The following is a 26,902-nucleotide window of genomic DNA, read 5'->3' on the forward strand; positions in this document are numbered from 1 at the left end:
GTGAGGAACACTAGTGGCGGCCGACCAGCGGCAGGGTCCGCCCGCACGTCGGGTACCCGACTGGCCCGCCGCAGCGGGATAATGGGATCTCCTCACGTACGGAGTTCGTCATCGACCTCAAGTGTGGGCACTGCTCTCGGGCGGCGGGACCGGACGACCGCTTCTGCGGCGGCTGCGGACAGGCGCTGTCGCTCGACTGTGCCTCCTGCGGGCACGGCAACAGCCCCGAGGTCAACTTCTGCACCAACTGCGGGCAGCCGCTGCGCGACCACGGGGTCACCGTGCAGGAGGACCGCCGTCAGGTCAGCGTGCTCTTCATCGACATCGTCGACTTCACCACGTACGCCGAACGGGCCGACCCGGAGCAGGCGCGCAGCCTCCAGCAGGCGTACTTCGCCACCGTCCGCAAGCTGGTCCACCAGTACGGCGGGGTGGTGGAGAAGTACATCGGCGACGCGGTGATGGCGTTGTTCGGCGCCCCGGTCGCCACCGACAACGACGCGTTGCGCTGCGTACGGGCCGGTCTGGAGCTGCAACGCAGCCTGGCCCGGCAGACCGCCGGGCCGCAACCGCCGCTGGGCTTCCGGGTCGGCGTGGCCACCGGGGAGGCGCTGGTGGACCTCTCCGCCACCCGCGACGGTGGCCAGGCGTTCGTCACCGGCGACGTGGTGAACACCGCCTCCCGGTTGCAGGCGCTCGCCCCCACCGGTGGGGTGGTCGTCGACGAGAGCACCTGGTCGGCCACCCGGCACGAGTTGGAGTACGTCGACCGGCCGCCGGTCACCCTGCGGGGGCGCTCGGCGGTGAGCCGGATCTGGCTCGCCGTCCGGGCCCGGCCGCGCACCGGCCCGCAGGCCGTCGAGCTGACCCCGATGGTCGCCCGGGAGCACGAGCGCGGCCTGCTGGTCAGCGCCCTGCACCGCACGGTCAACGAGCGCACCTCCCAGCTGGTGACCGTCTTCGGGCCGGCCGGGGTGGGCAAGAGCCGGCTGCTGCGCGAGCTGTCCCGGCACGCCGCCAACCTGCCCGGCCACCGGGTCACCTGGCTGGTCGGGCAGTGCCCGCCGTTCGGCGAGAACGTCACCTACGCCGCGCTGGCGGACATCGTCAAGGGTTGGCTGGGGGTGCCGGAGACCGACGACCCGGAGCCGCTGCACGCTCGGCTGCGCCAGCGGCTGGGCCAACTCGGCGACCCGCACGCCGCCCGGTTGGCCAGCGCCCTGGGGCCGCTGCTGGGGGTGGCGGCCGGCGCCCGGCTCCACTCGGGCGAGACCGAGGCGGCCTGGCGGCGGTTCCTGCTCGCCCTGGCCCGGCAGGGCCCGACGGTGCTGGTCTTCGAGGACATGCACTGGGCCGACCAGGCGATGCTCACCTTCGTCGAGCAGCTCGGGGCGGCGGCCCGGGGCGTACCGCTGCTGGTGGTGGCGACCGCGCGGCCGGAGCTGCGGGAGCGGCAGCCGGCCTGGACCGGCACGATCAGCGGGGCGATGTCGATCTCGGTCCCGCCGATGCACGACGCGGACATCGACACCCTCTACTCGTTGCTGCTCGGGCAGGCCGCGCTGCCGGCGGCGGCCCGCGAGCCGCTGATCGAGTTCGCCGACGGCAATCCGCTCTACGCCCAGGAGTACGCCCGGATGCTGTTGGACGGCGGGCTGCTGGAGCCGGCCGCCCGGTTCGACCCGGCCGGCTCCACCGACATGCCACGCACCGTCCAGGCGGTCATCGCCAACCGGCTCGACCTGCTCGACCCGGCGGACCGGTCGGTGCTCCAGGCCGCCGCCGTGGTCGGGGTGCAGTTCTGGCCGGTGCCGGTGGCCACCGCCCTGGGCCGGACGGTGGAGTGGGTGGAGCGGGCACTGGACCGGTTGCAGCGCCGGGACATGGTCTTCGAGCTGCCCACCTCCACGATGGCCGGTCAGCCGGAGTACCGGTTCCGGCACATCCTGGTCCGCGACGTGTGCTACCAGCGGCTGCCCCGGGCGGAACGGGTGCTGCGTCACCAGCGCACCGCGGACTGGCTCGCCCAGCTCACCGACGCCGGACAGCAGGACCTGGCCGAGGTGCTGGCCAACCACCGCTGGACCGCCCACGAGATCGCCCGGACGGTCGGACTGGACCCGGCCCCGTACGCGGTGGCGGCCCGGACCGCACTGCACCAGGCCGCCCGTCGGGCGTACGAGCTGCACGCGTTGGAGAACGCCGCGACGCTGGTCGGCCGGGCGCTGGCCGTCGGCGGCGACCCCGACCCGGGGCTGGAGCTGTTCGCCGCCGAGCTGGCCTTCTTCCGGGACGGGGACGCGTTCCTGGTCGACGGGGGAACCGAGGTGTTGACCGGGCTCACCGAGCGGTTGGCCGCCGTCGGGGACCGCTCCGGCGCGGCCCGCGCCTGGACCCGGCTCGCCACCGCCGCGTGGAGCCGGGCCGACCGCTCCGAGACGTTGCGCTGCCTGGACCGGGCCAACGGGATCTATGCCGAGCTGCCGGAGTCCGAGGAGAAGGCGGAGGCGCTGCTGGAGCTGGCCCGGGCCCGGATGCTCAACGCCGAGACCGACCAGGCCTGCGCGGCGGCCAGTGCGGCGGCCGAGCTGGCCGAGCGCCTGCTGCTGCCCGAGGTACGGGCCAACGCCCGGATCACCCTGGCGGTGGCCCGGTACATGGCCGGCGAGCAGCAGGCGTACGCGGAGCTGGCCGAGGTGGCCGAACAGTGCCGGGTGGACCGGTTGGCCAGCCGACGCCGGGCGGTGCAGAACCTGGCCTGGGCGGCGCAGGAGGAGGGCGACCTGGCCCGGTCGGCCGAGCTGGTCGACGAGCAGCGCACCCTCGACCTGGGTGGCGGGCACAGCCTGGCGACCAGCTTCGCCGCCCAGTGGGCCCGGGCGTACTACGCCGGCGACTGGGTGTCGACGCTGGAGCTGGGCACCGAGTCGACCCGTCGGCCGACCGCCGAGTGGGACCTGCACATCGTCGCGATCTCGGGGTGGATGCGCGCCCTGCGGGCGGACCGCCCGGCGGTCGATCCGGCGGCCCGGCCGCCGGTGCCGACCCAGCCCGGCCCGGCCGACGAGGGTTCGCGGCTGTCGCCCACCGCGCGCCGCGCGCCGACCGACACCGCAACGACCGACACCGGCGCAGTCGACGCCGCAGCGGCCGATGTCCGCGCAGTCGACGCCGGGGCGGGCAGCACCCACCCAGTCGACGCCGGGGCAGGCGGCACCCGCACAGTCGACGCCGGGGCCGAGGACCATGATCTGGTGTCGTGGGCCCTGGTCGCCGCCCGGCGCAGTGGTTTCCACCGGGTGTTGCAGTCGACGCTGGCGCACGCCGCGCTCTGCCGGGCGGTCCGGGGTCGCCGGGACGAGGCGATGCGGCTGCTGGTGGAGCTGGACGAGGACTGGGGCCGGACCCGGATGATCCCGTTCGCCGAGTGGGTGCCGGCGGTGGGCCACGTCGCCGCGGTGCTCGGCCCGGACGCCGCCCGGCTGGTGCACGACATGCTCGACCGGTCCCCCCGGATGACCCCCTGGGCGGAGGCCGCCGGGCAGGTCGCCGACGCCACCCTGGCGCTGGCCGACGGGGACGCCGATCAGTCCGCCCGGCTGTTCCGGGCGGCCGCGCAGAGCTACGCCCGGATGACCGACGCCACGGACCACGTGCTGACCACCGCGCTGTCGGTGCGGGCGCTGACCGTCGCCGACCCCGCGCAGGCAGCAGCCACCCTCGACCGGGTACGCGACTTCGCCGACCGCAACGACATGCCCGGCCTGCTCCGGCTGGCCACCTCGACAACGGCCGCCCAGACCTGACCCGGCCCTGACCCGGACCATCCCTCCGGGCCCGGGCGGGCTTACAGATCAACTCGCTTGGGCCGAGGTTGCGGTGTCAGGCGGGATTCGACCCCGCTGTTTCGGCCCCCGAGAGTCGATCATCAGCCGCAGGGCGGGCGGGCGGGCGGGCGGGCGGGCGGGCGGGCGGGCGGGCGGGCGGGTAGATCGTCGCGCTTCTAGGCGAGGTATTTCGCTTTCGCGTCGAATGTGACTTCTTGCAGGCCACTGCCCGGGTACGGTCCGGCAGGAAGCAGCGGAATCCGTCGCCGACGACGGGCACCGGCTCCCCGGCGGGCAGGTCGGCCGCCCCTCGCCCCGCAGCGGACGGTCCCACCCCGCTGGACGGAACGCCAAGCAGGTGCGCTACCAGCCGGTACGGCGCGGGTGTCCGCCCCGGCCCGGGGCCGACGACCTCCGCAGCGGGCCGTCCGGGCAGGTCGCGGGGAGGGTCGAACGGGCCTGCGGGAAGGTGGCCGACGGGGACGCCCGCCGACCCGGAGCCGACGAACCACGAGCGGCACGCCACAACGCACTCCCGGAACCGGGTGCCGACGTGTCACGATTCAGAGCACGGCGTACGGGGCGCCGACACGACCGCACCGGGAGGTGCGCGGAGGAGGATGTCCGGTGTCAGCGGGTGGCGCCCGCCGGGGACGGCGGGACAACGGGCTCGACGCGAGCGAGTACGCCGTCGCGGGCGACGTCGATCCGCGCGTCGGTGAGCACCTGCTCGACGTGCTCGCCGCGGGCGGGATCGCCGCCTACCTCCAGCCCTCCGCCGACCTGAACCCGATCACCCGGACGACCACGGTGCCGTCCCGGCCGGTCGACCGGCTCTACGTGGACCGCTCGCACCTGACCACCGCCCGCGACTACCTGACCCAGCTCGCCGACGAGGCGACACCGGAGCCCTCCCGCGCCGAGCCGGACGTCGACGCCGAGTGGGAACGCCTCGTCGCCGCCTTCCACACCGCACCGGCGGCCGGCAGTCACCCCTGGCCGGCCTCGGAGGACGTCGACGACGGGCCGACCGACCCGACCACCCGGTCCGGTGGCCCGGCGACCCGGGCCGACGAGCCGACCGGCCCGACCGCGACCGACGTACGACGGCTGCCGTACGCGGCCGACATCTCCGGCATCTCGGTGACCCCCCGGGGCCGGCAGGACGAGCCGTCGCTGCTGGACGGCCTGGACACCTTCGGGGCCGACCTGCCGGACGACCCGGAGGAGGGCTACACCCCGCCACCGCCACCGCCGCTGCCCCGGATCTCGAAGTACGCGGTGGTCGGCGTGCTGGGGATCGTGATCGGTTTCGTCCTCTTCCTCAACCCCTCGTTGCTGCCGGTGGACGCCTCGCTGGTCACCCTGCTCGGTTTCACCGGCATCCTCGCCGGATTCGTCACGTTGATCTGGCGACTGCGTCCCGGCGACGAGGACGACCATGACCCCGACGACGGCGCGGTCGTCTGAGTCCCTCTCCCCCACCCGCACATCCCCACCCCCGCCGTCCACCGTCGCCCGCATCCCGGGACACCGTCGACCCCCACGCCGGGCGTAACAGTGGTGTAACTTACGGTCAGTAGGAATACCGCTGTAGGTCACTTCCCCCACCGACTGCCCGGTTGTTCCTTGCTCGCGTGGTCGGTCCACTGCCGATCGGAATGCCCGAGATGCGACAGAGTTCCCTGGTGGTGGTCGCCAACCGGCTCCCCATCGACGACAGCGTGGCGCCCGACGGCGCCTGCGAGTGGCGCCGCAGCCCCGGCGGGCTGGTCAGCGCGCTGCACCCACTACTCCGACAGACCCCCGCTACCTGGGTCGGCTGGGCCGGCGGCACCGGGCCCGCGCCCGTGCTGCCCGACGTGGACGGCGTGCACATGCAGACCGTCCCGCTCACCGCCGACGACCTGCGCGACCACTACGAGGGCTTCGCCAACGCGACCCTCTGGCCGCTCTATCACGACGCGGTCGAGCAACCCGAGTACCACCGCCGCTGGTGGGAGGCCTACCAGCGGGTCAACCAGCGGTTCGCCGAGGCGACCGCCGAGGTGGCCGACCCGGGCGCGGTGGTCTGGGTGCAGGACTACCACCTGCAACTGGTCCCCGGGCTGCTCCGCGAGCTGCGGCCCGACCTGCGGATCGGCTTCTTCCTGCACGTGCCGTTCCCGCCGCCGGAGCTGTTCATGCAGCTGCCCCGCCGGGCGGAGCTGCTGCGCGGGATGCTCGGCGCCGACCTGATCGGCTTCCAGCGGGCCCAGGCGGCCCACAACTTCGCCCAACTGGCCACCAAGGTGCTCGGCCTGCCGGCCACCGACCGGCGGATCGGCGTGCAGGACCGGGTGGTGCGGATCGGGGCGTACCCGGTCTCGATCGACACCGCCGAGATGGCGGCGCTGGCCGGCCGACCGGACGTCACCGCGCGGGCCCGCCGGCTCCGGCACGACCTGGGCGATCCCGAGCGGGTCATCCTCAGCCTCGACCGGATGGACTACACCAAGGGCATCGAGCAGCGGCTGAAGGCCTACAGCGAGCTGCTGGCCAGCGGTGACGTCAAGGTCCGCGACACGGTGCTGGTGCAGGTCGCCATGCCGAGCCGGGAGCGCGTCGGCCAATACCAGATCCTGCGGGAGCGGATCGAACGCGAGGTGGGCCGGATCAACGGCGAGTTCGGCCGGGTCGGCGAGCCGGCCATCCACTACCTCACCCAGCCCTTCGACCGGGCCGAGCTGGCGGCGCTCTACCGGGTCGCCGACGTCATGGCGGTCACCCCGCTGCGCGACGGGATGAACCTGGTCGCCAAGGAGTACGTGGCCGCCCGGGTCGACGACACCGGCGCGCTGCTGCTCAGCGAGTTCGCCGGCGCGGCGGCCGAGCTGGACCAGGCGTACCTGGTCAATCCGCACGACCTGGAGGGGCTCAAGCAGGGGTTGTTGTCGGCGCTGCGGGCCGCGCCGGGCGACTCCGGCGACCGGATGCGGGCGATGCGCGACCATCTGCACCGGCACGACATCCGGGCCTGGGCCCGCTCCTACCTGAGCGCCCTGGACGACACCGGCTCGCTGCTCACCCGGCTCAGCAGCACCGGCTGACCCGCCCCGACCACGGCCCGGCGGCCTGACCACACCGGTCGGCTGGCGTCCGCCGGGCCGGCGGGCCACCGGGACGGGCGGTCAGCGCCGGCCCGGGTCCTTGACCAGCCAGTCGAGGAGGGCGTCCAGCGGCTCTTGCCACCGGGTGTCCAGCATCAGGTCGTGCCCCATGCCGGGGAACAGCAGCGGGGCCGCGCCGTACCGGCCGGCCGCCCGGGTCAGTGCGGCCGGCGGGACGACCCGGTCATCGGGGCTGCCCAGCACCAGCACCGGCGGGCGGCCCACCGCCGGCTCGGCCGGCCGACCGGCGAGCAGCTGCCACTGGGCGCGGCGGCCGGCCCGGCCCAGCCGGGCCAGGTGCCGCCGGGCGTCCTCGTCGGGCAGGTCCCGGCTGAACAGTTGCCGACGGTGCAGCCGCAGCGCCCCGCCGAACAGGGCGGGCAGCGTGCCGAGCGGGTTGGCGCGCAGCGCCGCGCCGGCCGTGGCGGGGCCGCCGAGCACCGGCGCCACCAGCACCGCGGCCCGGGCCGGGTAACGCGCCAACGCGTGCGACACCACCAGCGCCCCGGCGCCGTGCCCCACCAGCACCGCCTGCTGCGGCAGCCCCGCCGCCGCCTGGACCACGTCATGGGTGTACGCCCGCAGCGTCGCCCCCGACGCCGGCTCACTGCCGCCGTGCCCGCGCAGGCTCACCGCGTAGGCGGGGAAACCGCGCGACGCGGTGTGCTCCAGCCAGTGCTCGGCGAACGCCCAGGCCCCGTGCCCGAACCCCGGCACGAACAGCAGCGGCGGACGCCCCTCGTCCACTTCGGGGACGGCGCTGAGCACCTCCCGGCGGGCCGGGCGGACCGGGTGCGCCCACTCCCGACCCCGCAGGATCCGGACCCGCTCATCGGTCGTGCCGCTCACTTGCCCTCCAGTTCGTCGAGGGCGCGCTGCACCGCGCGCAGGTAGTCGACGTGGCCCACCTCGAACCAGTGCCGACTGCTGTCCTTGACCTTCCCCGCGTACCGCTCCCCCGCGCCGGCCGCCGCCCGGGAGGCGAACGCGGCGGCCCGCTGCGGCTGCTCCCGACGCAGCCGCAGCGACCGGGCGAAGAGCACGGTCTGCCAGTGCGCCAGGGTGAACAACCCCGAGTCGGGCTGCAACAACCCGGCCACCGCCAGGGTCGGGTGGCCCGGCGGGAAGGCGTGCAGCCAGAGCCGGGGCCGGCCGGAGCCGTCGGCGTCGCCGAGGATCCCCGGGTCGAGGAACTCGAAGCGGGGCAGGTAGCCGGTGGCGAAGACGACCAGCTCCGGGTCGATCTCCCGACCGTCGGTGAGGGTCACCCCGCCGGGATGGAACCGGGCCACCTCCGGGACCGGGGTGATCTCGCCGTGGCCGACGTAGTAGACCAGTTGGCTGTTGGCGATCGGGTGCGTCTCGTAGACCCGGTGGTCCGGCTTCGGCAGCCCGAACCGGGTCAGGTCGCCGACGGTCAGCCGCAGGGTCCGGTGGTAGAGCCACTGCCGCAGCCGCAGCGGCACCCGCCACGACAGCAGCGCGTCGTTGACCTGGTCGGCGGGGCGGCCGAGGACGTACTTCGGGGCGTACCAGTAGCCGCGGCGGGTGGAGTGCCAGCAGCGGGACGCCTGTTGGGCCGCCTCGACCGCCAGGTCACAGCCGGTGTTTCCGGCCCCGACCACCAGCACCCGCTTGCCGCGCAGTTGGGCCGGGTCCTTGTAGGACGAGGCGTGCATGACCTCGCCCCGGAACTCCTCCAGCCCCTCGTAGCGGGGCAGTTTCGGCGACCAGTTGTGCCCGTTGGCGACCAGCACGGCGGCGTACCGGGAGGTGCGCTCGGGGCCGTATCCGCCGGTGCTGCGGGTGGTGACGTCCCACCGGTCGCCGTCGACCGGCTCCACCCGGACCACCTCGGTGCCGAACCAGATGTGCCGGCGCAGGTCGAAGTGGTCGGCGTACCGCTCGAAGTAGGACAACAGCTGGCTGTGGTGCGGGTAGTCCGGCCAGGAGTCCGGCATCGGGAAGTCGGGGAACTGGGTGAACGGCCGCGACGAGATCAGGTGGGTGCTGGCGTACACCGGGCTGCGGTCGTGCCGCCAGTTCCAGCCGCCGCCGACGCCGGTCTCCCGTTCGTAGCAGTCGACGCCGAACCCGTGCTCGGTGAGGTTCTTGACGGCGGTGAGGCCGCTGGCCCCGGCACCGATCACGCAGACCGTGTCGCCCCGGTCGGAGACCGGCCGGCCGTCCCGGCTCGGGGCGAGCGTCGTGGTCTCCGGATCGGGCCGGCCGTGCTCGGTGGAGGGGGACACCGGGAATCTCCTTTTGTGCGGCCAGGTACGCCGGTTCGACGGGCATCCTCCCCGTACCCGCAGCCCTTGTCCAGCCCGGCTCGCGGGGGCGTGCGGGCACGACGGCGGCTGGTCCCCGACCGGCCGCGACGGCCTGCCGGGGATGCCCTCCGCCCCGGCCGGTCAGCCGGCGGGCAACAGCAGGTCGACCAGGACCGGGAAGTGGTCGCTGGCCCGGCGGGTCGTCGGGGTGTCCACCACGTCGTAGCCGACCACCTCGACGCGCGGGTCCACGAAGAGGGCGTCGATGCGCCGGCGCGGGTTGGTGCACGAGTAGGTGTGCCGGTCGGCCGCGTCGGCGGCGATCGCGGCGTCGGTCAGCCCGGCCGCGACGGTGCCCCAGGCCGCGCCGTCCGGGCCCTCGTTGAGGTCGGCCCCGAAGACCACCGGCAGGTCGCTCGCGGCCAGCTCCCGCTTGAGCAGGGCGGCCTGGCCGGGGCGTTCGACCGGGTCGGTGGCCAGGTGCGAGCCGGCCAGCAGGAACCGGGCCCCGCCCACCTGACAGCGGGCGTACGCCGCGCCGCGCAGGTGCCGGCCCGGGGTGAGCGGGAACCGTTGACAGTGCGTCCCGGTCACCCGGACCCGCAGGCTGGTCAGCAGCAGGTTGCCCAGCGAGGGCAGGCCCCCGGCGGCCACCACCAGGCCGAACGAGTCGGCCAGCAGGGCGGATTTCTGCCGCCACCGGAACCGGCGCGGCGCCTCCTGCACGATCACCACGTCCGGGGCGGCCTCGCGGACCACGCTGGCCAGCGCCGCCGCGTCGTCGCGCTGGCTGTGGATGTTGTACGACACCACCCGCAGCGGCACCCGTGCGGCGTCGGCCGGGGCGGGCCCGCCGGCACCCGCCGCCGCTGAGGCCGGTGTCGCCGGCGGGGCGTTGCTCCCCGCGTCGGCGTCGGCCGGCGCGGTGACGGCAGGCGCGGCCTCGGCGGGCGCGGTGGCGGCGGGCGGGCGGGGGCAGGTCGGGCCGGTGCTCATCGGCGGCGGGCCAGGTCGGCGGCACCGATGACACCGGCGGTGTTGCCCAGCTCGGCGGGGCGTACCTCGGCCACCGGGAGCCGGCTGCGCTGGGCCAGCGCGTCGGCGAAGGACCGCCGGGTCGGGCCGAGCAGCAGGTCACCGGCGTCCACCACGCCACCGCCGACCACCAGCACCTGCGGGTCGAGGATCTGGGCCATGTCGGCGAGGCTGGTGCCGAGCCAGCGGCCGATCTGGGCGAACGCCTCGGCCGAGATCGGGTCACCGGCCTGCGCGGCGGCGGTCACCATCGGGCCGGTGATCGCCTCGGCCTCGCCACCGGCCAACTCCAGCAGGGCGGTGGCCCGCTGCGGCTCCTGCCGGGCACCGGCCCGGGCGAACCGGACCAGGGCGCTGCCGCTGGCGTACTGCTCGATGCAGCCGAGCCGGCCGCAGCCGCACTGGTGGCCGTCGGGGACGGTGAGCATGTGCCCCAGCTCGGCGGCGATGCCGTGGGCGCCGCGGACCAGCTCACCGCCGAGCACGATGCCGCCGCCGACACCGGTGCCGATGGTGAACATGACCATGGAGTCGTCGGCGTCCCGGGCCGCGCCGTGCCGGAACTCGGCCCAGGCCGCCACGTTGCCGTCGTTCTCGACGATCACCGGCAGCCCGGTGGCGGTGCTGACGTAGTCGCGCAGCGGTTCGTCGCGCCAGGCCAGGTTGGGGGCGAAGAGCACGGTGGAGCGGGAGGCGTCGATCCAGCCGGCCGCGCCGATCCCCACCGCGTCGACCTGGTAACCGACGGCCAGCTCGGTGACCAGCTCGATGATGACGTCGCGGGTCTTGCCGACATCGTCCGCGGGGGTGTCCCGCCGGGCCTGCACGAGAACCCGGCCGGTGTCGTCCACGACACCGCCGGCCACCTTCGTGCCACCGACGTCGACTCCGATGGTCAGCGTCACCGCGGCCACTCCCCTCTGCTGTGCTGCCCGGCATCGACCGAAACCGGCCGTACGCTGCCGGGATGTCCGGTGGTCAGGCCCCGTCGCCTGGTGCGTCCCCGTCCACGCCGGCCGGCGCGCGCGAGGCGGGCACCACGCCGCCGTCGGCCGTGGGCCGGACCTGCCGGGCCGGCACGGCCGGCCCGGCGTCGTCGACGGGCGGTGTGGGGACGGCCGGTGCGACCGTGTCCTCCGCCCGGGTGGCGGCGGACCAGACGTCCCGCTCGGGCGCCGACGCAGAATCATGCCCGGTGCGGGTGGCCTCGCGCCACACATGATCGGCCTCGGAATCGGAAGGGCCGGCCCGACCGGTCGTCGCGCTGGCGTCACCGGGCGTCCCGTGGGATGCTTCCCCGCCTGTGGGCGGGCTGAAGGCGCGCATCAGGCTGGCGACGCCGGCCGCCAGATCACCCGCGCCGGTGGCGAGCCGTTCGGCGAACTCGGGGCTCGGATCGCGCAAGGCGGCGATAGCCCGGCAGATCGGACAGATGCAGCATTCCGTCGATCCGGTGCTGAAACCGTCGGCCCGGTGGCTGCCGCCGGCCGGGCGGGACGGGCCGGCACTGTGACCGAGGACACCCGAGACGATCCCACCGAGCGGACCCCACGGTCCCGCCCCCGAGCCGGTGCCGGCGGACGCCAACCGGGCCGTCGCGATCAGCGTGGCGACCAGCCGTTCCGCTTCCTCCCGGGCCGAGCCCGGTTCCGTTGCGCCCATGGTCGGCTCCTCCGCCGTGTCGCCGGCCGTTGTGTCGCTACGCCGCACCGGGTGCTTCTACCCGGCGCTTGAGCTGCTTCAACGCCGTATCCATGATCATTTTTTCGGCCTTGCGGCGAAACATGCCGAGCATGCCCACCGACAGTTCGACCTCCAGCGTGTAGGTCACCGTGCAGGTGCCGTCCGGATTGCCGACCAGGTCGTACGAGCCACGCTGGGTCTTCTGCATCTTCGAGGGCGCCACCAGGTGCCACTCGACGCGGGACAGGTCCTCGGCGTACTCGTAGGCCAGCACGTACTCGTCGGCCATCACCCCGGCGTCGATGGTGAACCGGACCTGGCTGGCGTAACCGTCCTCGTACTCCTCGACGACCTCGGTCCGACGCACCGCCTCGGTCCACTCCGGGTAACTCGCGAAGTCGCAGATGACCGCCGCCACCCGGTCCGGTGACGCGCCGACGATGATCGACTGGGTGGAGGAGTCCGCCATGGGGGGAGGCTACCCGGCGTGCCCGCCGGACGCCCCGCTCCACCCCCGAAGCGCGGTCCGGGCCACCCCCGGGCGGGGTCCGGGCCGGTGGGCGGGCAACCTGCCTGGCGCGTTCGCCGGGGCGGCCGGGTAGGTTTCGACCATGCCGGCCCGGGTTCGGCCCGGCCAGTGCGAGCACGAGGGAGTGCAGGTGCGCGAGTTCTCCGTTCCGCCGATCGTCAGCATCGGCGACGCGGCAAACCTGACCGACCCGGTCTGGGACAACGCCGACGCCGCGCCGGACGCGGTGCAGTTCGTCCGGCCCGCCGCGGACGGCCGCGCCCGGGTCGACGTCACCTGCCGGCAGTTCCGCGACGAGGTCGTGACGGTCGCCCGGGGCCTGGCCGGGGCGGGTATCGCCCCCGGTGACCGGGTCGCCCTGATGAGCCGCACCCGCTACGAGTGGACCCTGCTCGACTACGCCATCTGGGCGGCCGGCGCGGTCACCGTCCCGATCTACGAGACGTCCAGCGCCGAACAGGCCGCCTGGATCCTCGCCGACTCCGGTGCGGTCGCGGTGGTGGTGGAGACCAACAGCCACGCCACCCTGGTCGCCGGGGTCCGGGACCGGCTCCCCGAGCTGCGCGACGTGTGGCAGATCGAGCTGGGCGGGGTGGACGAGATCGTGGCCGCCGGCGCGTCGGTCGACCCGGACGAGATCGAGCGCCGCCGCACCTCGGTCCGCGCCGCCGACGTCGCCACGATCATCTACACCAGCGGCACCACCGGCCGCCCCAAGGGCTGCGTGCTGACCCACCGCAACATGTACGCCGACATCGCCAACGCCGTGCCGGTGCTGCCGAACCTGTTCCGGCCGGGGGCCTCGACCCTGCTCTTCCTCCCCCTGGCGCACGCCTTCGCCCGGCTCATCCAGATCGGCGTCGTGCAGGCCCGGGCCACCATGGCGCACTGCGCCGACACCCGGGACCTGGTCGCCCAGCTCCAGGAGTTCCAGCCGACCTTCGTGCTCTCCGTACCCCGGGTCTTCGAGAAGGTCTACAACGGCGCGCGGCAGAAGGCCCAGGCCGACGGCAAGGGCGCGATCTTCGACCGGGCGGAGAAGGTCGCCATCGCCTGGAGTGAGGCGCAGGAGACCCCGCAGGGTCCCGGGTTGGCGCTGCGCGCCCAGCACGCCCTCTTCGACCGGCTGGTCTACCGCAAGCTGCGGGCCGCGCTCGGTGGCCGCTGCCGGGATGCGATCTCCGGCGGCGCACCGCTCGGCGCCCGGCTCGGGCACTTCTTCCGGGGCATCGGGGTGACCATCTGCGAGGGGTACGGCCTCACCGAGACCTCGCCCGCCGCCGCGGCCAACCTGCCCACCGGCACGAAGATCGGCACCGTCGGCCGGCCGCTGCCCGGCGTGACCATCCGGATCGCCGACGACGGCGAGATCCTGATCGCCGGTGACCTGATATTCCAGGGCTACTGGAAGAACGAGTCGGCCACCGCCGAGGCACTCGCCGACGGCTGGTTCCGCACCGGCGACCTGGGACACCTCGACGACGACGGCTTCCTCAGCATCACCGGCCGCAAGAAGGAGATCATCGTGACGGCCGCCGGCAAGAACGTCGCCCCGGCCGTGCTGGAGGACCAGGTCCGGTCGCACCCGCTGGTCAGCCAGTGCGTGGTGGTCGGTGACCGGCAGCCGTTCATCGCCGCCCTGGTCACCGTCGACGAGGAGGCGCTGCCGAAGTGGCTGGCCGGGCACGGGCTGCCCGAGGACACCCCGGTCGCCCGACTGCTGACGCACGACGGGCTGCGGGCCGAGATCCAGGGCGCGGTGGACACCGCCAACCTGGCGGTCTCCAAGGCGGAGGCGATCAAGGTGTTCCGCATCCTGCCCCGCGACTTCACCGAGGCGACCGGCGAGTTGACCCCCTCGCTCAAGGTCAAGCGGCAGGTCGTCCACAAGACGTACGCGGCCGAGATCGCGGACATCTACCAAGGCTGACTACGATCCGTCACGTGCCCGCCTCCACAGCCGCCCGCCCCCAGACGCGACCCGTCGCCGCCGCCGCGCGCGCGGTGATGCTCGCGCTGGTCGGCGCCCTGACCCTGATCGCCACTCGCGATCCCGCCCAGCTCTGGTGGATCGCCCTGTTGGCGGTCGCCGGGGCGCCCGCCCTGCTGGCCCCCGAACACCGGTTGATCGGCCCGTTGAGCCGGCTCGCCGAGGCGGTGGTGATCGGGCTGGCCGCCAGCCAGGTCGCCGTCTCCTCCGCCCTCGGCTCGTCGGTCGGCGGGCTGGGCGCCTCGGCCGTGCTGCCCTACCTGGCGGTGCCGGTGACCGTCACCGCGCTGCGCCGGCAGTTCCGCGAGGGAGCGGTGCTGCTCGGGGTCACCGCGGCCACCCTGCTGGTGGCCGGCGGTTTCACCGAGGTCGACGGCGGTCGGCAGCTGGGCCAGCCGGGCTACCTGGCGGTCTGCGCGCAGTGGCTGATCCTCGCCGGGCTCGGCCTCTACGCCGCCGGCACGCTGCACCAGGTGATGCGGGTCCGCGCCGAGGGCAAGCCCCAGCCGTACGCCGAGGCGACCCGGCTGCTGACCCAGCTGCGTACGGTCGCCCGGCAGCTGCCCGGGGCCACCCTCGACCCGGGCGGCATCTCCGAGCACCTGCTGGAGGAGCTGCGTACCGTCGCCCCCGGCAACCGGGGCGCGGTGCTGTCGGCCAGCGGCGGCGGACGACTGGTGGTGCTCGCCCAGGTCGGCGTGGACCGGGTCGACTGGGAGACGACGCTGGACTCCGACTCGGCGATCGCCGACGCCTGGGCCAGCCAGCAGCCGCAGACCGCGGCCCGGTCGCAGGCCCGCTCGCACGCCGGCGGGGACGTCTCGTCGCTGATCGTGCCGCTGGTCGCCGGGGTCCGTACGGTCGGCCTGGTGGTGCTGGAGGCGGACGCGGCGCACGCCTACCCACCGCCGGTGGTGTCCCGGGTGACCGCGCTGACCGGCCCGGCCGCGCTGCGGCTGGAGGCGGCGCTGCTCTTCGACGACGTACGCTCGCTGGCCACCAACGAGGAGCGGCAGCGGCTGGCCCGGGAGATCCACGACGGGGTGGCGCAGGAGCTGGTGATGGTCGGCTACGGCATCGACAACGCGCTGGCCTACGTCGACGAGGACCCGAAGGAGACGGCCGAGGCGCTGCGCACCCTGCGCGGTGAGGTGACCCGGGTGATCACCGAGCTGCGGCTGAGCCTGTTCGAGCTGCGCAGCGAGGTGGACCGGCACGGCGGCCTGGCGGCGGCGATCGCCGAGTACGCCCGCACCGTGGGCTCGGCCGGCGGGTTGCGGGTGCACCTGTCGCTCGACGAGTCGACCGCCCGGCTACCGGCCGCCACCGAGGCCGAGTTGCTGCGCATCGCGCAGGAGGCGGTGACCAACGCCCGCAAGCACGCCGGGGCGTCGAATCTCTGGGTCACCTGTGAAGTGGACCCCCCGTACGCGCAAATTGAAGTGTCGGATGACGGTCACGGCATCGGTGACCAGCGCACCGACGGTCACTACGGCCTTGCGATCATGGCGGAGAGGGCGGAACGTATCCGGGGCCGGTTGGAGATCAGTCCCCGGCACCCCAGCGGAACGACCGTGGCGGTGGTGGTGGGTTCGTCGCCCCGGCGCGATAACGTGCGTGGCAGCGCAGCAGCAGAAGTGGAGTAACTCGAGGATGACCACAAGCCCGACACCGGCCACCCGTACCAAGGTCCTCCTTGTCGACGATCACGACCTGATCCGCAAGGGGCTGCGGCACGCCTTCGAGCGTGACCGTCAGTTCGAGGTCGTCGGCGAGGCCGCCACGGCGGCGGAGGGCGTGCGCCAGGCCGGCGCGCTGCAACCGGACGTCGTGATCATGGACCTGCGGCTCCCCGACGGCAGCGGCCTGGAGGCCACCCGGGCGCTGCGCAAGTCCAGCGCCTCGATGGGCATCGTGGTGCTCACCATGTACGCCGGTGACGACCAGCTCTTCGGCGCGCTGGAGGCGGGGGCGAGCGCCTTCGTGCCGAAGACCGCGCCGGCCGACGAGGTGGTCGCCGCCGCCCGGCACGCCGCCTCCTCGCCCAGCGCGTTCACCGCGGCCGACCTGGCCGAGGCGATGAAGCGTCGGCTGGCCCCGTCCGGCCCGCAGCTCTCCCCCCGTGAGGGTCAGGTGCTGCGGCTGCTCGCCGACGGCATGAGCGTGGCCGGCATCGCCAAGCAGCTCTTCGTCAGCGAGTCCACCGCCAAGACCCACATCTCCAAGCTCTACGAGAAGCTGGGCGCGGCCAACCGCGCGCAGGCGTTGATGACCGCCCTGCGGTTGGGCCTGCTCGAGGCGCCGGACGCACCGAAGTTCTGAGGCGGGCCCCGCCCGCCGGGCCGACCGGCCCGGGTCCCCGCCGGACCCGGGCCGGTCGCCGACCGACCTGCCGGTGGCGATCGCTCCCGGTAAGGGGACGGTCGCGCACGGATCACGGTCTTTGCACCGGCACAGCTGACGGGCAGAATACCCGGGTGAACCGCACGGACGAGGGCGCTCGCGGCGGTACTCGACAAAGGGGTTGGGGATGCAGCGACCGGACTGGGCACCCGACGACATCGACGTCGAACGCCCCAGCGTCGCCCGCATGTACGACTACTACCTCGGCGGCTCGCACAACTTCGCCGCCGACCGGGTCGCCGCCCGGGCGATGGTCGAGGCGGTCCCCGACGCGCCGCTGATGGCCCAGGCCAACCGGGCGTTCCTGCGCCGGGTGGTGCAATACCTGGGCGACTCCGGCATCCGCCAGTTCCTCGACATCGGCTCCGGCATCCCCACCGTCGGCAACGTGCACGAGATCGCCCAGCGGGCCGCCCCGGACGCCCGGGTGGTCTACGTCGACGTCGACCCGGTCGCCGTGGCGCACAGCCAGGAGATCCTCGCCGGCAACCGCAACGCCGCCGTCGTCCAGGAGGACCTGCGCCGGCCGGCGGCGATCCTGCGGCACCCCGAGGTGACCCGGCTGATCGACTTCTCCCAGCCGGTGGCCGTGATGGTCGTGGCGGTGCTGCACTTCATCCCGCACGCAGACCATCCCGAGGAGACCCTGCGCACGTTGCGCGCGGCGCTGGCCCCGGGCAGTCACCTGGTCCTCTCCCAGGCCGGCGAGGACGGTCGCCGCAGGGCGGAGCAGGTCGAGGCGGAACGGGTCTACCGCCGCACCGACAATCCGCTGTGCATCCGCAGCCGGGCCGAGCTGACCGCGTTCTTCGACGGCTTCACGCTGGTCGATCCCGGGGTGGTCTGGGTGCCGCAGTGGCGACCCGAGACACCGGAGAGCGCCGAGGACGCCGAGCGGGCCGGCTTCCTGGGCGGCGTCGGGCGTCTCGATGGGTGAGCCGGTGACCCCCGGGGCGTCCTACCCGGGCACCTTCGCCCGCGCCTGGGCCAAGGCGGTCTCCGGCACCAGCTACCTGCCGATGACCCAGGCCCAGCTGGAGGCGTTGCTGCAACGGCTCACCCACCGGTTGGCCGCCGCGCTGCGGGCCGAGCCGTTCGACCCGCGCGTCGGTCACCAGGTGGGCGCGGAGCTGGTGGCCGCGCACATCGCCTCGGCCGAGGGGCTGGGGCGTACCGTCGAGGTCATCCAGCTCCGCCTGCTGCGGGACCTCGGCCTCGTCGGCGACGACATCTCCGACCGGCTGGCCCGGCTGCTGGCCACCGTCACCACCGGGTACGCCCGCGCGCTGCGCGACCGGACGCTCGACGAGCAGGAGTCGATCCGGCGGGCCGCGATGGTGGCCCGGGCGCAGGCCGAACGGGCGCTGCGCGACAGCGAATCCCGGTTCCGCCACCAGGCCACCCACGACCCGCTCACCGACCTGCCCAACCGCACCCTGTTCACCGACCGGCTCGCCGCCGCCATCGCCGTGCCGGGGCGGGGTGCCGACCGGGTCGGGGTCTGTTTCCTCGACCTCGACCGGTTCAAGGTGGTCAACGACTCGCTCGGACACCAGGTCGGTGACGCGCTGCTGGTGCAGATGGCGCAGCGGCTGCGTCGGGCGCTCGGCGACCACCTGGTGGCCCGGCTCGGCGGTGACGAGTTCGTCATCCTGGTCGAGCGGACCGGCGGCACCGACGACGTGGTCGAGGCGGCCGAGGCGGCGCTGGCGGCGGTCAGCGAGCCGGCCCTGGTCGACGGGCACGAGCTGAGCGTCACGGCCAGCGTCGGCATCGTGGAGCGGCCGGTGGCCGGCACCACCCCCGGTGAGTTGATGCGGGCCGCCGACAGCACCCTGCACTGGGCCAAGGCGGCCGGCGGCGCCCGGTGGGCGCTGTTCGACCCGGCCCGGCACCGCACCGAGCTGGCCCGGTACGCCCTGTCGGCGGCGATCCCCGCCGCCCTGGACCGGGGCGAGTTCTTCCTGGACTACCAGCCGCTGACGTCACTGCGCGACGGCACCCTGCTCGGGGTGGAGGCGTTGGTCCGCTGGCGGCACCCCGAGCTGGGGGTGTTGGGCCCCGGCAGCTTCATCGGGCTGGCCGAGGAGACCGGGCTGATCGTCCGGCTCGGCGGCTGGGTGCTCGCCGAGGCGTGCCGGGAGGCGGAGAGCTGGGCGGCCGGCGGCGGACCGGCGCCGTTCGTCAGCGTCAACCTCGCCGTCCGGCAGGTCAACCGTCCGGATCTGGTGCAGGAGGTACGCGGGCTGCTGGCGCAGACCGGCCTGCCACCGGAGCGGCTCCAGCTGGAGATCACCGAGAGCACCATGATGAGCGCAGGTGCCGAGGACCCGGTCCGGGCCCTGCGGGCGCTCAACGACCTGGGCGTCCGGATCGCCATCGACGACTTCGGCACCGGCTACAGCAACCTGGCCTACCTGCGGGACCTGCCGGTGACCGAGCTGAAGATGGCCGGTGAGTTCGTGACCGGGCTGCGTGCCCCGCAGGTCGACCCGGCCAGCCGTACCGACGAGCGGATCCTGGCCTCGTTGGTGTCGTTGGCCCACGCGCTGGACCTGACCGTCACCGCCGAGGGGGTGGAGACCGCGGACCAGGCCGACCTGCTGCGTGCCATCGGCTGCGACGCCGGCCAGGGCTGGCACTTCGGCCGGCCCGCTCCCGCCGCCCGCATCCTCGAACAGATCCGCTGAGCCGCCGGCCGGGCCGACCGGCACGGCACCGGCCGCTGAAGTGACGCGCACCGGGCCGGGCCGGGCCGACCGGCGGGGCGGTCGGCGGCGGCTCAGCCGGGTGAGGTGGTGCCGGCGAGCAGGTCGGTCAGTCGACGCGCCTGGCTCTCCCAGCGCCACTCCTTCTCCACCCAGGCCCGGCCGGCCGCGCCGAGCTGGCGGGCCAGGTCCCGGTCGGCGAGCAGGGTGGCCACCCGGTCGGCGAGCTGGGCGACGTCGCGGCCCGGGACGACGTATCCGGTCTCGCCCTCGCGGACCGCGTCGGGTGCGCCGCCGGAGTCACCGGCCACCACCGGCAGCCCGGTCGCCGACGCCTCCAGATAGACGATGCCCAGCCCCTCGACGTCCAGGCCCCGGTTGCGGGTCCGGCAGGGCATCGCGTAGACGTCGCCGGCCGCATAGTGGGCGGGCAGCTCGTCCCACGGGACCGAACCGGTGAACACCACGTCCTGCTCGACGCCGGTGGATCGGGCCAGCTTCTCCAGCGTCGCCCGGTAGGGGCCACCGCCGACCACCAGCAGCGCCGCGTCGGGCACCCGACGGCGGATCGCCGGCAGGGCCCGGATCAGCATGTCCTGGCCCTTGCGCGCGACCAGCCGGGAGACGCAGACCACCACCGGCCGGTCGGTCAGCCCGAGCCGGGCCCGCACCGGTGCGCCGTCCACCCCCGGGTGGTAGGTGTCCACGTCGACCCCGGGGGCCAGCCGGTGCAGCGCGGTGACGCCGTGCAGGGCGCGTTCCAGCCGTACCCGGGTGTAGTCGCCGAGGTAGGTGACCACGTCGGTGTCCCGGCCGATCCGACGCAGCGCGGTGCGGGTTCCGGGCAGGGTCGCCCAGCCGGCCTCGTGGCCGTGGGTCAACGCGACCGCCCGCCGGATGCCGGCACGTCGGCGCAGCCCACCGGCGAGCAGGCCCAGCGGGGCCGCGGCACCGAACCAGACGGTGTCGCAGCCGTGCTCGCGGGCCAGCCGAGCGGCCCGGCGGGCGACCCGTGGGGTGGGCAGCAGCACCCGGGTGGCGTCCCGGATCACCGGGAAGGGCTGCGCGGCGTCGAACTCGGCGGTGTCCCGCCAACTGGAGGCGTAGACCACCACCGAGCCGGGCGGCTGGCGGACCGCCAGGTGGTGCACGAACGACTGGATGCCGCCGGGGCGGGGCGGGAAGTCGTTGGTGATCAGCAGGGTGCGACTCATCGGCCGACCTCCCGGGCGTAGGCGCGGGCGGCGGCCATCCGCTCCACCGTGGACGGATGCGACGCCGACCAGAGGTACGCCCAGCGGGGCGGGTCCGGGTCGGCCAGGTTGACCCCGGCGAGCCGGCGTTGCATCGCCTCGAAGGTGGCCGGGTCACCGGTGAGCGCCATCGCGTGCGCGTCGGCCCGCGCCTCGACCCGGCGCGAGATCAGCGCCTGCACCGGGCCGGCGATCAGCCCGACGACCGTCACCAGGGCGACCAGCAGCGCGAACGCGCGCGGCTCGGCGATCGAGTCGACGCCGGCCCGGCGCAGCAGCGGCGTCCAGGAACCGAGCAGATAGAGCGCGACGACTGCGGCGGCGGCCCCGAGCGCGCCGGTCACCGTGCCGGTCCAGACGTCCCGGTCCTTGGCGTGACCCAGCTCGTGCGCGACGACGCTGGTCACCTCGGCGGGGGTGGCCTCGCGCAGCAGGGTGTCGTAGACCACCACCCGCCGGGTCGGCCCCAGACCGGAGACGTACGCGTTGACCGCCGTGGTCCGCCGGGAGGCGTCCGCGACCAGCACGTCCCGCACCGGTACACCGTCGCGGGCAGCCAGCGCGGTCAGCTCGGTGCGCAGCGGCCCCTGCGCCATCGGGGTGAACCGGTTGAACACCGGCTCCACCAGCACCGGCAGCACGAAGGAGAGCAGCACGACCAGCCCTGCCGCGCCGGCCGCTCCGAATGCCCACCACCAGCGCGGGGCGAGTCGGGTGACGGTGTAGAAGCCGAGCAGCACGACCGCGGCGACCACCGCGCTGAGCGCGTACGACTTGAGCAGGTCGACCGTCCAGCCGCCCCAGCCCTGGGTGCTCAGCCCGTAGCGGGTCAGCACCGACTGCCGCCAGGCGGCGAAGGGCAGGGTGAGCAGGTCGGCGACGAGCACCACGGCGATCCCGCCGAGCACGGCGCGGGCGATCCAGTGGTCACCGAAGGGCCGCCCGGCCAACTCGACCAGTCTCGCCCCGAGCGGGGTCAGCCCGAGCAGCAGCGCCACGACGAGCCCGACGGCCAGCCCGGTGTAGCGGCCGGGGCGCAGGGCCGCCTGCAACGCCCGCCCCCGGGCCACCTGATCGGCGGGCAGGTCACGCAACGCGGCGAGCTGGTCGGACCGGGGGGCCGGGGGCCGGCTCCACGGGACCAGCAGGACACCGACCACGAGCAGGGCCAGCACCAACGCCGCCAGGGTGAGCACCGCCCAGCCGCGCGGGGTCACCTCGACGCCCCGAGGACGGACCTGCGGGTGTGGCGTCGTACCCGTGTCATGCCGCCGCTCCTCCCGCCGTGAGCGCCCATCCTATGGCCCACCGAGGCGGGCCCGGCGCGGTGTGTGCCCCGGCCCCACCCGGCCCGCGCGGAGCAACCGTCAGCCACGGACATCGCTGGCCCGGCGGGCCTGCTCCGGCGGGGCGGCGGCGGTCAGGCGACCCGGCGGCGGGTGGACCGGGCCCGGCGGGTCTCGTGGGCCAGCACCTCCACCTCGAAGCCGGAGCGGGTGAGCACCTCGATCGCCCGGTGCTCTGCGGCACCCAGGCCGGCGGCCGGCGAGTCGGTGTCGAGCAGGGCCGTCACCAGGCAGCCGGCGCAGCCCGCGCCCCGGACCCGGCAACCGTCGCAGTCGATGAGCATCGTGCCTCCTGACGCAGTGCGGCGTCGGGCGGAGGACCATCGTCACCACCCGAGCACCGTCGGTCAGGTCGGACACTAGCCATCGGGTACGACACAATCGGACAACCGGTGATCAACCAGGGCCGAGCCGGTGGCTGTCGGTGGCGTGGGGCAGGGCGGTGAAGGACCAGTCGTAGTAGGGGTAACCCTTCGGGCTCGGCCGGCGGACATACGCTGCCACGCGGCGGCGGGAAGCTCTGCGGCCAGCGCGTCGAGGCGGTAGACGCCGAGGCCGGTGCTCACCTGATGCGAGCGGGCCACGGCTAGGACGTAGCCCAGACGCAGCGCCCGCAGCCGGGCGGCCAGGCGCGGGTCGTTGCCGTACGCCTCGTCGCCGGCCACCCAACGTCACGGCAGCCCGCCGGTGACCGCAGCCTCGATCATCCGGGCCGCCAGCTGCGGCTTGGTCGCGAAGCGCACCTGCTCCGGGATACCGGCCTCGACGCGGCGCTGCGGGCCGTCGCACCAGGACTTCGGCAGGTAGAGCGCCGTGTCCAGCGTCGCGTGAGCTGTGTCGGTGGCGTAGACCAGGTGCACGGCGAACTGGCAGTTCTCAAGTAGGTCCTGCATCCCGTCCGGGCAGGCGTCGCCGGCATGCTCGGCGATACTCCAACGATTCTTGATCGATGGCGGCGCCAACAGCCCGCGCGCGAAATCCCGCACCCGATGCCGGGGTTCTGACCTGCAAAATCGCTGCCCGACGGTCATCATCAGCTCGTCGAACAGCATCTGCCATCGTCGGGCGTCTACCCGGTATCCGGCAGCCACCGCTGCGTCATGACTGGCCCAAACAACCGTCCATGATCGACGGTGGCTGCCATCACATCGAGCCCGAGTTCAGCCCGATCAACTCGTCGGCCGGAGTATCAGCCGGGCGGAGGCGGACACTCCAGGACTGCGATCGAGTTTCCGGCGAACAGCCTCAGGTGTGGGTGCTCGGAGAAGATCTGAACTGCCTCGTCGTGCGAGTCCGCTTCCACGATGGTGTAGCCGGTCGTGGTGTCAGTGAAGTCCTCGACCCCCCGCGCCGTGACCAGCTTTTTCGCGTTCAATGGAGCGCCGGGGTCGATGAGAGCTCTCTCGTTGGCCTGCGCCCATGACGCCCAGGCGTGGATGAACTCAGTTTGCTGCTGTTCGGTGAGTTCGGTCTTGCCGACCTCATCAGCCGCGCCGTTGAAGAGCGCAAGGAACTTACCCATCCCCGCATGGTACTGACGGTGTGCTCATGCTGCCGAGCCGTGATCACGATCCCCTGCTGGAGTACTAGGAGAAAGTGGCGTCGCCTGGGTTCTTGATGTGGGTGACAGAGGACGACCAGGTTGCATCTTGAGTGAGAGCCGTGATGTGCGTGCCAGCATCCGCGAGTTGTTGGAGGCTCGCCGCGTAGGCCGGATGAGCGGCAAGTTCGGGTTTGACATTCGGAAAGGCATAGATCGGCAGCCCTGCACCGAGCGCCTGATTGAGGATGCCGAGGGCAACATTGTCGTTGAGCCCGAGTGCCCACTTGTTCATGACATTGAAAGTGGCTGGCGCGACCACGACCACGTCGGCCGCTGGATGAGGCTCCGGGTCACCGGGCTGCCGCCACTCGACCCGGACGGGGTACCCGGTCTGTCGCGCCAGGGCCTCCCGGTCGATCCAGGTTGCGGCGGTGGGCGTGGCGGTGACACACACCGTCCACCCGTCACTGATAAGTAGGTCGATGAGTTCAGCGATCCGCAGGGCGGGTGGTGCCGCAGCGACGATGAGGGCCAAGACTGGCTTGTCACTCACACCAGCACTCCCGCCCGTTCCGCCAGCGGTCGAAGCCCTGGTGTCGCAGTTTTCCGCTCCTTCGACAGCAGGTCGACCAACAGCATGCGCGCCTGGATGTTGGTGTGAACGGTCTCGGGGGCGACCCGTTCTGCTTCGAGGAGGTGGAGTGTCGCGTCCGACCTGTCTGCCGTGCCCATCGTGGCAGCGACGGCGAGGTCGACATGCACCTGGGCTCGCCGGCCGACCAGCACCACAGGAAGGCGGGAGGTCTCCAGCCGGGTTCCGATTTCCACAGCCCGCTCCGGCATTTCTGCGCGGACCGCAGCCGAGACGGCGTGAATGGTGACATTCGTCGGCCCGAACCCGGTCCAGAGGCGGTTGCCGTCTGACCCGAGTTGCGTCGCAAGCTCTGCCGCCTCGCTGAGATGACACCCGGCCGCCTTCGTGTCCCGGCGGCCGGCAGCCATCACGGCGGCTAGGAGGAGCAGCGCGCCATGCGCGGAAAGGAGGTCCGGACTGACGTTCGTCTGTTGTGTGCAGAGCTTGTCAACGGTGGTCTGCACAACCTGCTCCGCATCACCCGTCCGTCCGGGCAGACGAAGAAGTGCGCACGCTGCCTGATAGGCGGCGACTGCTGCCAATGGACGATCACCCCCGAGGCCGGCAGCGGTGGAGGCGCGATCGGCGGCCAGCAAGGCAGCATGGCCATCTCCGACCTTGACGGCAAGCTTCGAGGCAGCGAGGTAGGCAGCCGCGAGCAATCGGAGCGCGTGGGCGCGATCACCCCCGGGCGCGTGAGTCGCCAGCTCGGTGGCCTGGCCGAGCAGCTCCGGCAGGAGCCGAGCTGCCGAGCTGTAGCTTGCGCGCTGGTAAAGATGGTGGACTCTGCCGACGTCCCGCCGTACCTCGGCGACGGCACGCACCTGCTCTGTCTGGTGTACCGGAACGTAGTTGCCGAGAAACGCCCGTAGGCCGGTCAGGAGTTCCGTTCGGGCCGTTTCGGGGGATGGAGCCGGGTTTCCGTTTCCCATGATCTGACCTCGCGGGGGCGCTACCGAGACGTCGACGAGCATCTCGTCGAGCTGTTCGAGCGTAACCCGCATTGCCGCAGCGATCCGACTTCGATGCCAAGGCTGCGGGTCCGTCTCAGCGCTCTCCCAACGGACAACGGTGGACCGCTCCACGCCCAGCAGCTCGGCCAACCGCGGTCACGTCCGCGCTGGTGGTGTAAGAGACGGCCATCGCGGGATCCGGTTTGATGTTAGGCGGCGATCGGGCTGGGATCGGCGTGGTCGGTGTCGTGTTGGTCTGGCTCGACGATGACGGGGCGGGCTTTGGTGAGGAGTTCCAGGCCCATGTAGCGGCGTCCTTCGGTCCATTCGTCGGTCTGTTCGGCGAGGACGGCGCCGACGAGGCGGATGATCGCCGCCCGGTTGGGGAAGATCCCGACGACGTCGGTGCGGCGGCGGATCTCCTTGTTCAGCCGTTCCTGAGGGTTGTTCGACCAGATTTGGCGCCAGATCTCGCGGGGGAAGCCGGCGAAAGCCAGGAGGTCGTCGCGGGCGTGGTCGAGGTGTTCGGCGGCGGCGGGGAACTTCGCCTCGATCGTGGTCACGACCCGCCCGTACTGGGCGTGGACGGCGTCGGCGTCGGGCTGGTCGAAGATCGTGCGGACCAGGGTGGCGATCCACGGCTGGGCCGACTTGGGGACCTTGGTGAGCAGGTTGCGCAGGTAGTGGGTGCGGCAGCGCTGCCAAGCCGCGCCGGGCAGGGCGGCGCCGATCGCGGCGACGAGGCCGCGGTGGGCGTCGGAGATGACCAGTTGGACGCCGGACAGGCCCCGGGCGGTCAGCGACCGTAGGAACGCCAGCCATCCGGCGCCGTCCTCGTCGGAGGCGACGTCCAGGCCGAGGACTTCACGTTGTCCGTCGGCGTTGACGCCGACAGCGATAAGCGCGTGGACGTTGACCGTGCGCCCGTGCTCGCGGACCTTCATCGTCAGGGCGTCCATCCACACGAAGGTGTAATGCGCGGCGTCGAGAGGCCGGTTGCGAAACGCCTCGACCTGCGCGTCGAGGTGCGCGGCCATCTCTGACACCTGCGACTTGGACAGCTGCCGGACGCCGAGCTGCTCGACCAGTTTCTCCACCCGACGAGTCGAGACGCCGAGCAGATAGGAGGTTGCCACCACCGAGACGAGAGCTTGTTCGGCTCGCCGGCGGTGCGTCAGCAGCCAGTCCGGAAAGTACGAACCAGTGCGCAGCTTCGGCACCGCCAGGTCGATCGTTCCGGCACGGGTGTCCCACTCCCGCACCCGGTATCCGTTGCGGGAGTTGACCCGCTCGTCGCTGCGCTGCCCATACCCGGCACCGCAGATCGCGTCGGCTTCGGCGGACATCACCGCCTGCGCGAACGTTCTGATCATCGCCTGCAACACGTCCGGCGACGCGCCCTCGATCTGCTCGCGCAGCAGCTCAACAGGGTTCACACTCTCAGATGCGGCCATCGCGGTCTCTCTTCCTTCTCTGACTTGGTCGTCTTGAAGGATCGACGCGATGGCCGTCTCTCATCTACGCAACACGCCCATCACGGGCAAGTCGTACACCACTCCCGTGGACGCAACCCCAA

The 26,902-nt window shown here is 73.2% G+C and carries 22 protein-coding genes; 8 read left to right on the forward strand and 14 right to left on the reverse strand.

Annotated elements, in window-relative coordinates; translation table 11 throughout:
• Window positions 1-110 precede the first annotated feature (110 nt).
• The 3 genes from ACQP1S_RS23355 to ACQP1S_RS23365 all read left to right on the forward strand — a co-directional run bounded on the left by ACQP1S_RS23355 (window position 111) and on the right by ACQP1S_RS23365 (window position 6,916).
• Window positions 111-3,806, forward strand: a complete 3,696-nt coding sequence (locus ACQP1S_RS23355; RefSeq protein ID WP_432908240.1) for an AAA family ATPase — start codon at window positions 111-113, stop codon at window positions 3,804-3,806.
• A gap of 648 nt (window positions 3,807-4,454) precedes the next feature.
• A complete protein-coding gene (locus ACQP1S_RS23360; RefSeq protein WP_432899152.1) occupies window positions 4,455-5,297 on the forward strand; it encodes a DUF308 domain-containing protein in 843 nt (280 codons plus the stop codon).
• Between the two features lie 200 nt (window positions 5,298-5,497).
• A complete protein-coding gene (locus tag ACQP1S_RS23365) occupies window positions 5,498-6,916 on the forward strand; it encodes an alpha,alpha-trehalose-phosphate synthase (UDP-forming) (RefSeq protein ID WP_091238864.1) in 1,419 nt (472 codons plus the stop codon).
• An 81-nt stretch (window positions 6,917-6,997) separates the two neighbouring features.
• On the opposite strand, the gene ACQP1S_RS23370 is transcribed toward ACQP1S_RS23365, so the two are convergent.
• The 6 genes from ACQP1S_RS23370 to ACQP1S_RS23395 form a co-directional block, all read right to left on the reverse strand.
• Window positions 6,998-7,825 carry an alpha/beta hydrolase gene (locus ACQP1S_RS23370; RefSeq protein WP_432899156.1) on the reverse strand — a complete coding sequence of 276 codons (828 nt, stop codon included), beginning with the start codon at window positions 7,823-7,825 and terminating at the stop codon, window positions 6,998-7,000.
• Window positions 7,822-9,228 (reverse strand): flavin-containing monooxygenase, encoded by a 1,407-nt coding sequence (locus ACQP1S_RS23375; RefSeq protein WP_091237654.1) that lies wholly within the window; start codon window positions 9,226-9,228, stop codon window positions 7,822-7,824. Before ACQP1S_RS23375 ends, ACQP1S_RS23370 begins: the two co-directional genes overlap by 4 nt.
• Before the next feature lie 162 nt (window positions 9,229-9,390).
• Entirely contained in the window at window positions 9,391-10,074 is a 684-nt protein-coding gene (locus tag ACQP1S_RS23380) for an endonuclease/exonuclease/phosphatase family protein (protein ID WP_176738810.1), read from the reverse strand.
• 167 nt (window positions 10,075-10,241) lie between these two features.
• Entirely contained in the window at window positions 10,242-11,189 is a 948-nt protein-coding gene (locus ACQP1S_RS23385) for an ROK family glucokinase (protein WP_091238868.1), read from the reverse strand.
• 73 nt (window positions 11,190-11,262) lie between these two features.
• Window positions 11,263-11,946, reverse strand: coding sequence for a hypothetical protein (locus ACQP1S_RS23390; protein WP_432899161.1), 684 nt, complete (start codon window positions 11,944-11,946; stop codon window positions 11,263-11,265).
• Window positions 11,947-11,983: 37 nt separating this feature from the next.
• Entirely contained in the window at window positions 11,984-12,436 is a 453-nt protein-coding gene (locus tag ACQP1S_RS23395) for an SRPBCC family protein (RefSeq protein ID WP_091237664.1), read from the reverse strand.
• Between the two features lie 190 nt (window positions 12,437-12,626).
• Here ACQP1S_RS23395 and ACQP1S_RS23400 point away from each other — a divergent pair, with 190 nt between their 5' ends.
• The 5 genes from ACQP1S_RS23400 to ACQP1S_RS23420 all read left to right on the forward strand — a co-directional run bounded on the left by ACQP1S_RS23400 (window position 12,627) and on the right by ACQP1S_RS23420 (window position 19,579).
• A complete protein-coding gene (locus ACQP1S_RS23400) occupies window positions 12,627-14,426 on the forward strand; it encodes an AMP-dependent synthetase/ligase (protein WP_432899164.1) in 1,800 nt (599 codons plus the stop codon).
• 14 nt (window positions 14,427-14,440) lie between these two features.
• Window positions 14,441-16,132, forward strand: coding sequence for a GAF domain-containing sensor histidine kinase (locus ACQP1S_RS23405; protein WP_432899167.1), 1,692 nt, complete (start codon window positions 14,441-14,443; stop codon window positions 16,130-16,132).
• 7 nt (window positions 16,133-16,139) lie between these two features.
• The gene (locus tag ACQP1S_RS23410) at window positions 16,140-16,808 is read left to right on the forward strand and encodes a response regulator transcription factor (RefSeq protein WP_007072219.1); all 669 of its coding nucleotides are present in this window, start codon (window positions 16,140-16,142) and stop codon (window positions 16,806-16,808) included.
• Window positions 16,809-17,016: 208 nt separating this feature from the next.
• The gene (locus ACQP1S_RS23415) at window positions 17,017-17,826 is read left to right on the forward strand and encodes an SAM-dependent methyltransferase (RefSeq protein ID WP_432899176.1); all 810 of its coding nucleotides are present in this window, start codon (window positions 17,017-17,019) and stop codon (window positions 17,824-17,826) included.
• Window positions 17,819-19,579 carry a putative bifunctional diguanylate cyclase/phosphodiesterase gene (locus ACQP1S_RS23420; protein WP_432899179.1) on the forward strand — a complete coding sequence of 587 codons (1,761 nt, stop codon included), beginning with the start codon at window positions 17,819-17,821 and terminating at the stop codon, window positions 19,577-19,579. Before ACQP1S_RS23415 ends, ACQP1S_RS23420 begins: the two co-directional genes overlap by 8 nt.
• Window positions 19,580-19,671: 92 nt before the next feature.
• On the opposite strand, the gene ACQP1S_RS23425 is transcribed toward ACQP1S_RS23420, so the two are convergent.
• The 8 genes from ACQP1S_RS23425 to ACQP1S_RS23460 all read right to left on the reverse strand — a co-directional run bounded on the left by ACQP1S_RS23425 (window position 19,672) and on the right by ACQP1S_RS23460 (window position 26,780).
• Complete coding sequence (locus ACQP1S_RS23425) at window positions 19,672-20,811, reverse strand: glycosyltransferase family 4 protein (RefSeq protein ID WP_091237677.1); 1,140 nt, start codon at window positions 20,809-20,811, stop codon at window positions 19,672-19,674.
• Complete coding sequence (locus ACQP1S_RS23430) at window positions 20,808-22,067, reverse strand: M48 family metallopeptidase (RefSeq protein WP_432899183.1); 1,260 nt, start codon at window positions 22,065-22,067, stop codon at window positions 20,808-20,810. The genes ACQP1S_RS23425 and ACQP1S_RS23430 overlap by 4 nt, the downstream gene beginning before the upstream one ends.
• Before the next feature lie 203 nt (window positions 22,068-22,270).
• Window positions 22,271-22,480 (reverse strand): hypothetical protein, encoded by a 210-nt coding sequence (locus ACQP1S_RS23435; RefSeq protein ID WP_091237684.1) that lies wholly within the window; start codon window positions 22,478-22,480, stop codon window positions 22,271-22,273.
• 387 nt (window positions 22,481-22,867) lie between these two features.
• Window positions 22,868-23,248 (reverse strand): transposase, encoded by a 381-nt coding sequence (locus ACQP1S_RS23440; protein ID WP_432899186.1) that lies wholly within the window; start codon window positions 23,246-23,248, stop codon window positions 22,868-22,870.
• Window positions 23,249-23,385: 137 nt separating this feature from the next.
• Window positions 23,386-23,718 carry a hypothetical protein gene (locus ACQP1S_RS23445; RefSeq protein ID WP_432899189.1) on the reverse strand — a complete coding sequence of 111 codons (333 nt, stop codon included), beginning with the start codon at window positions 23,716-23,718 and terminating at the stop codon, window positions 23,386-23,388.
• Between the two features lie 64 nt (window positions 23,719-23,782).
• Window positions 23,783-24,292: a flavoprotein gene (locus ACQP1S_RS23450; RefSeq protein ID WP_432899192.1), complete on the reverse strand. Its 510-nt coding sequence runs from the start codon at window positions 24,290-24,292 to the stop codon at window positions 23,783-23,785.
• Entirely contained in the window at window positions 24,289-25,476 is a 1,188-nt protein-coding gene (locus ACQP1S_RS23455) for a helix-turn-helix transcriptional regulator (protein ID WP_432899195.1), read from the reverse strand. The genes ACQP1S_RS23450 and ACQP1S_RS23455 overlap by 4 nt, the downstream gene beginning before the upstream one ends.
• Before the next feature lie 59 nt (window positions 25,477-25,535).
• Entirely contained in the window at window positions 25,536-26,780 is a 1,245-nt protein-coding gene (locus ACQP1S_RS23460; RefSeq protein ID WP_432899198.1) for an IS256 family transposase, read from the reverse strand.
• Window positions 26,781-26,902 lie beyond the last annotated feature (122 nt).

Origin of the sequence: Micromonospora matsumotoense (assembly GCF_050951065.1) — a bacterium.
GTDB classification, from domain to species: Bacteria; Actinomycetota; Actinomycetes; order Mycobacteriales; family Micromonosporaceae; genus Micromonospora; species Micromonospora matsumotoensis.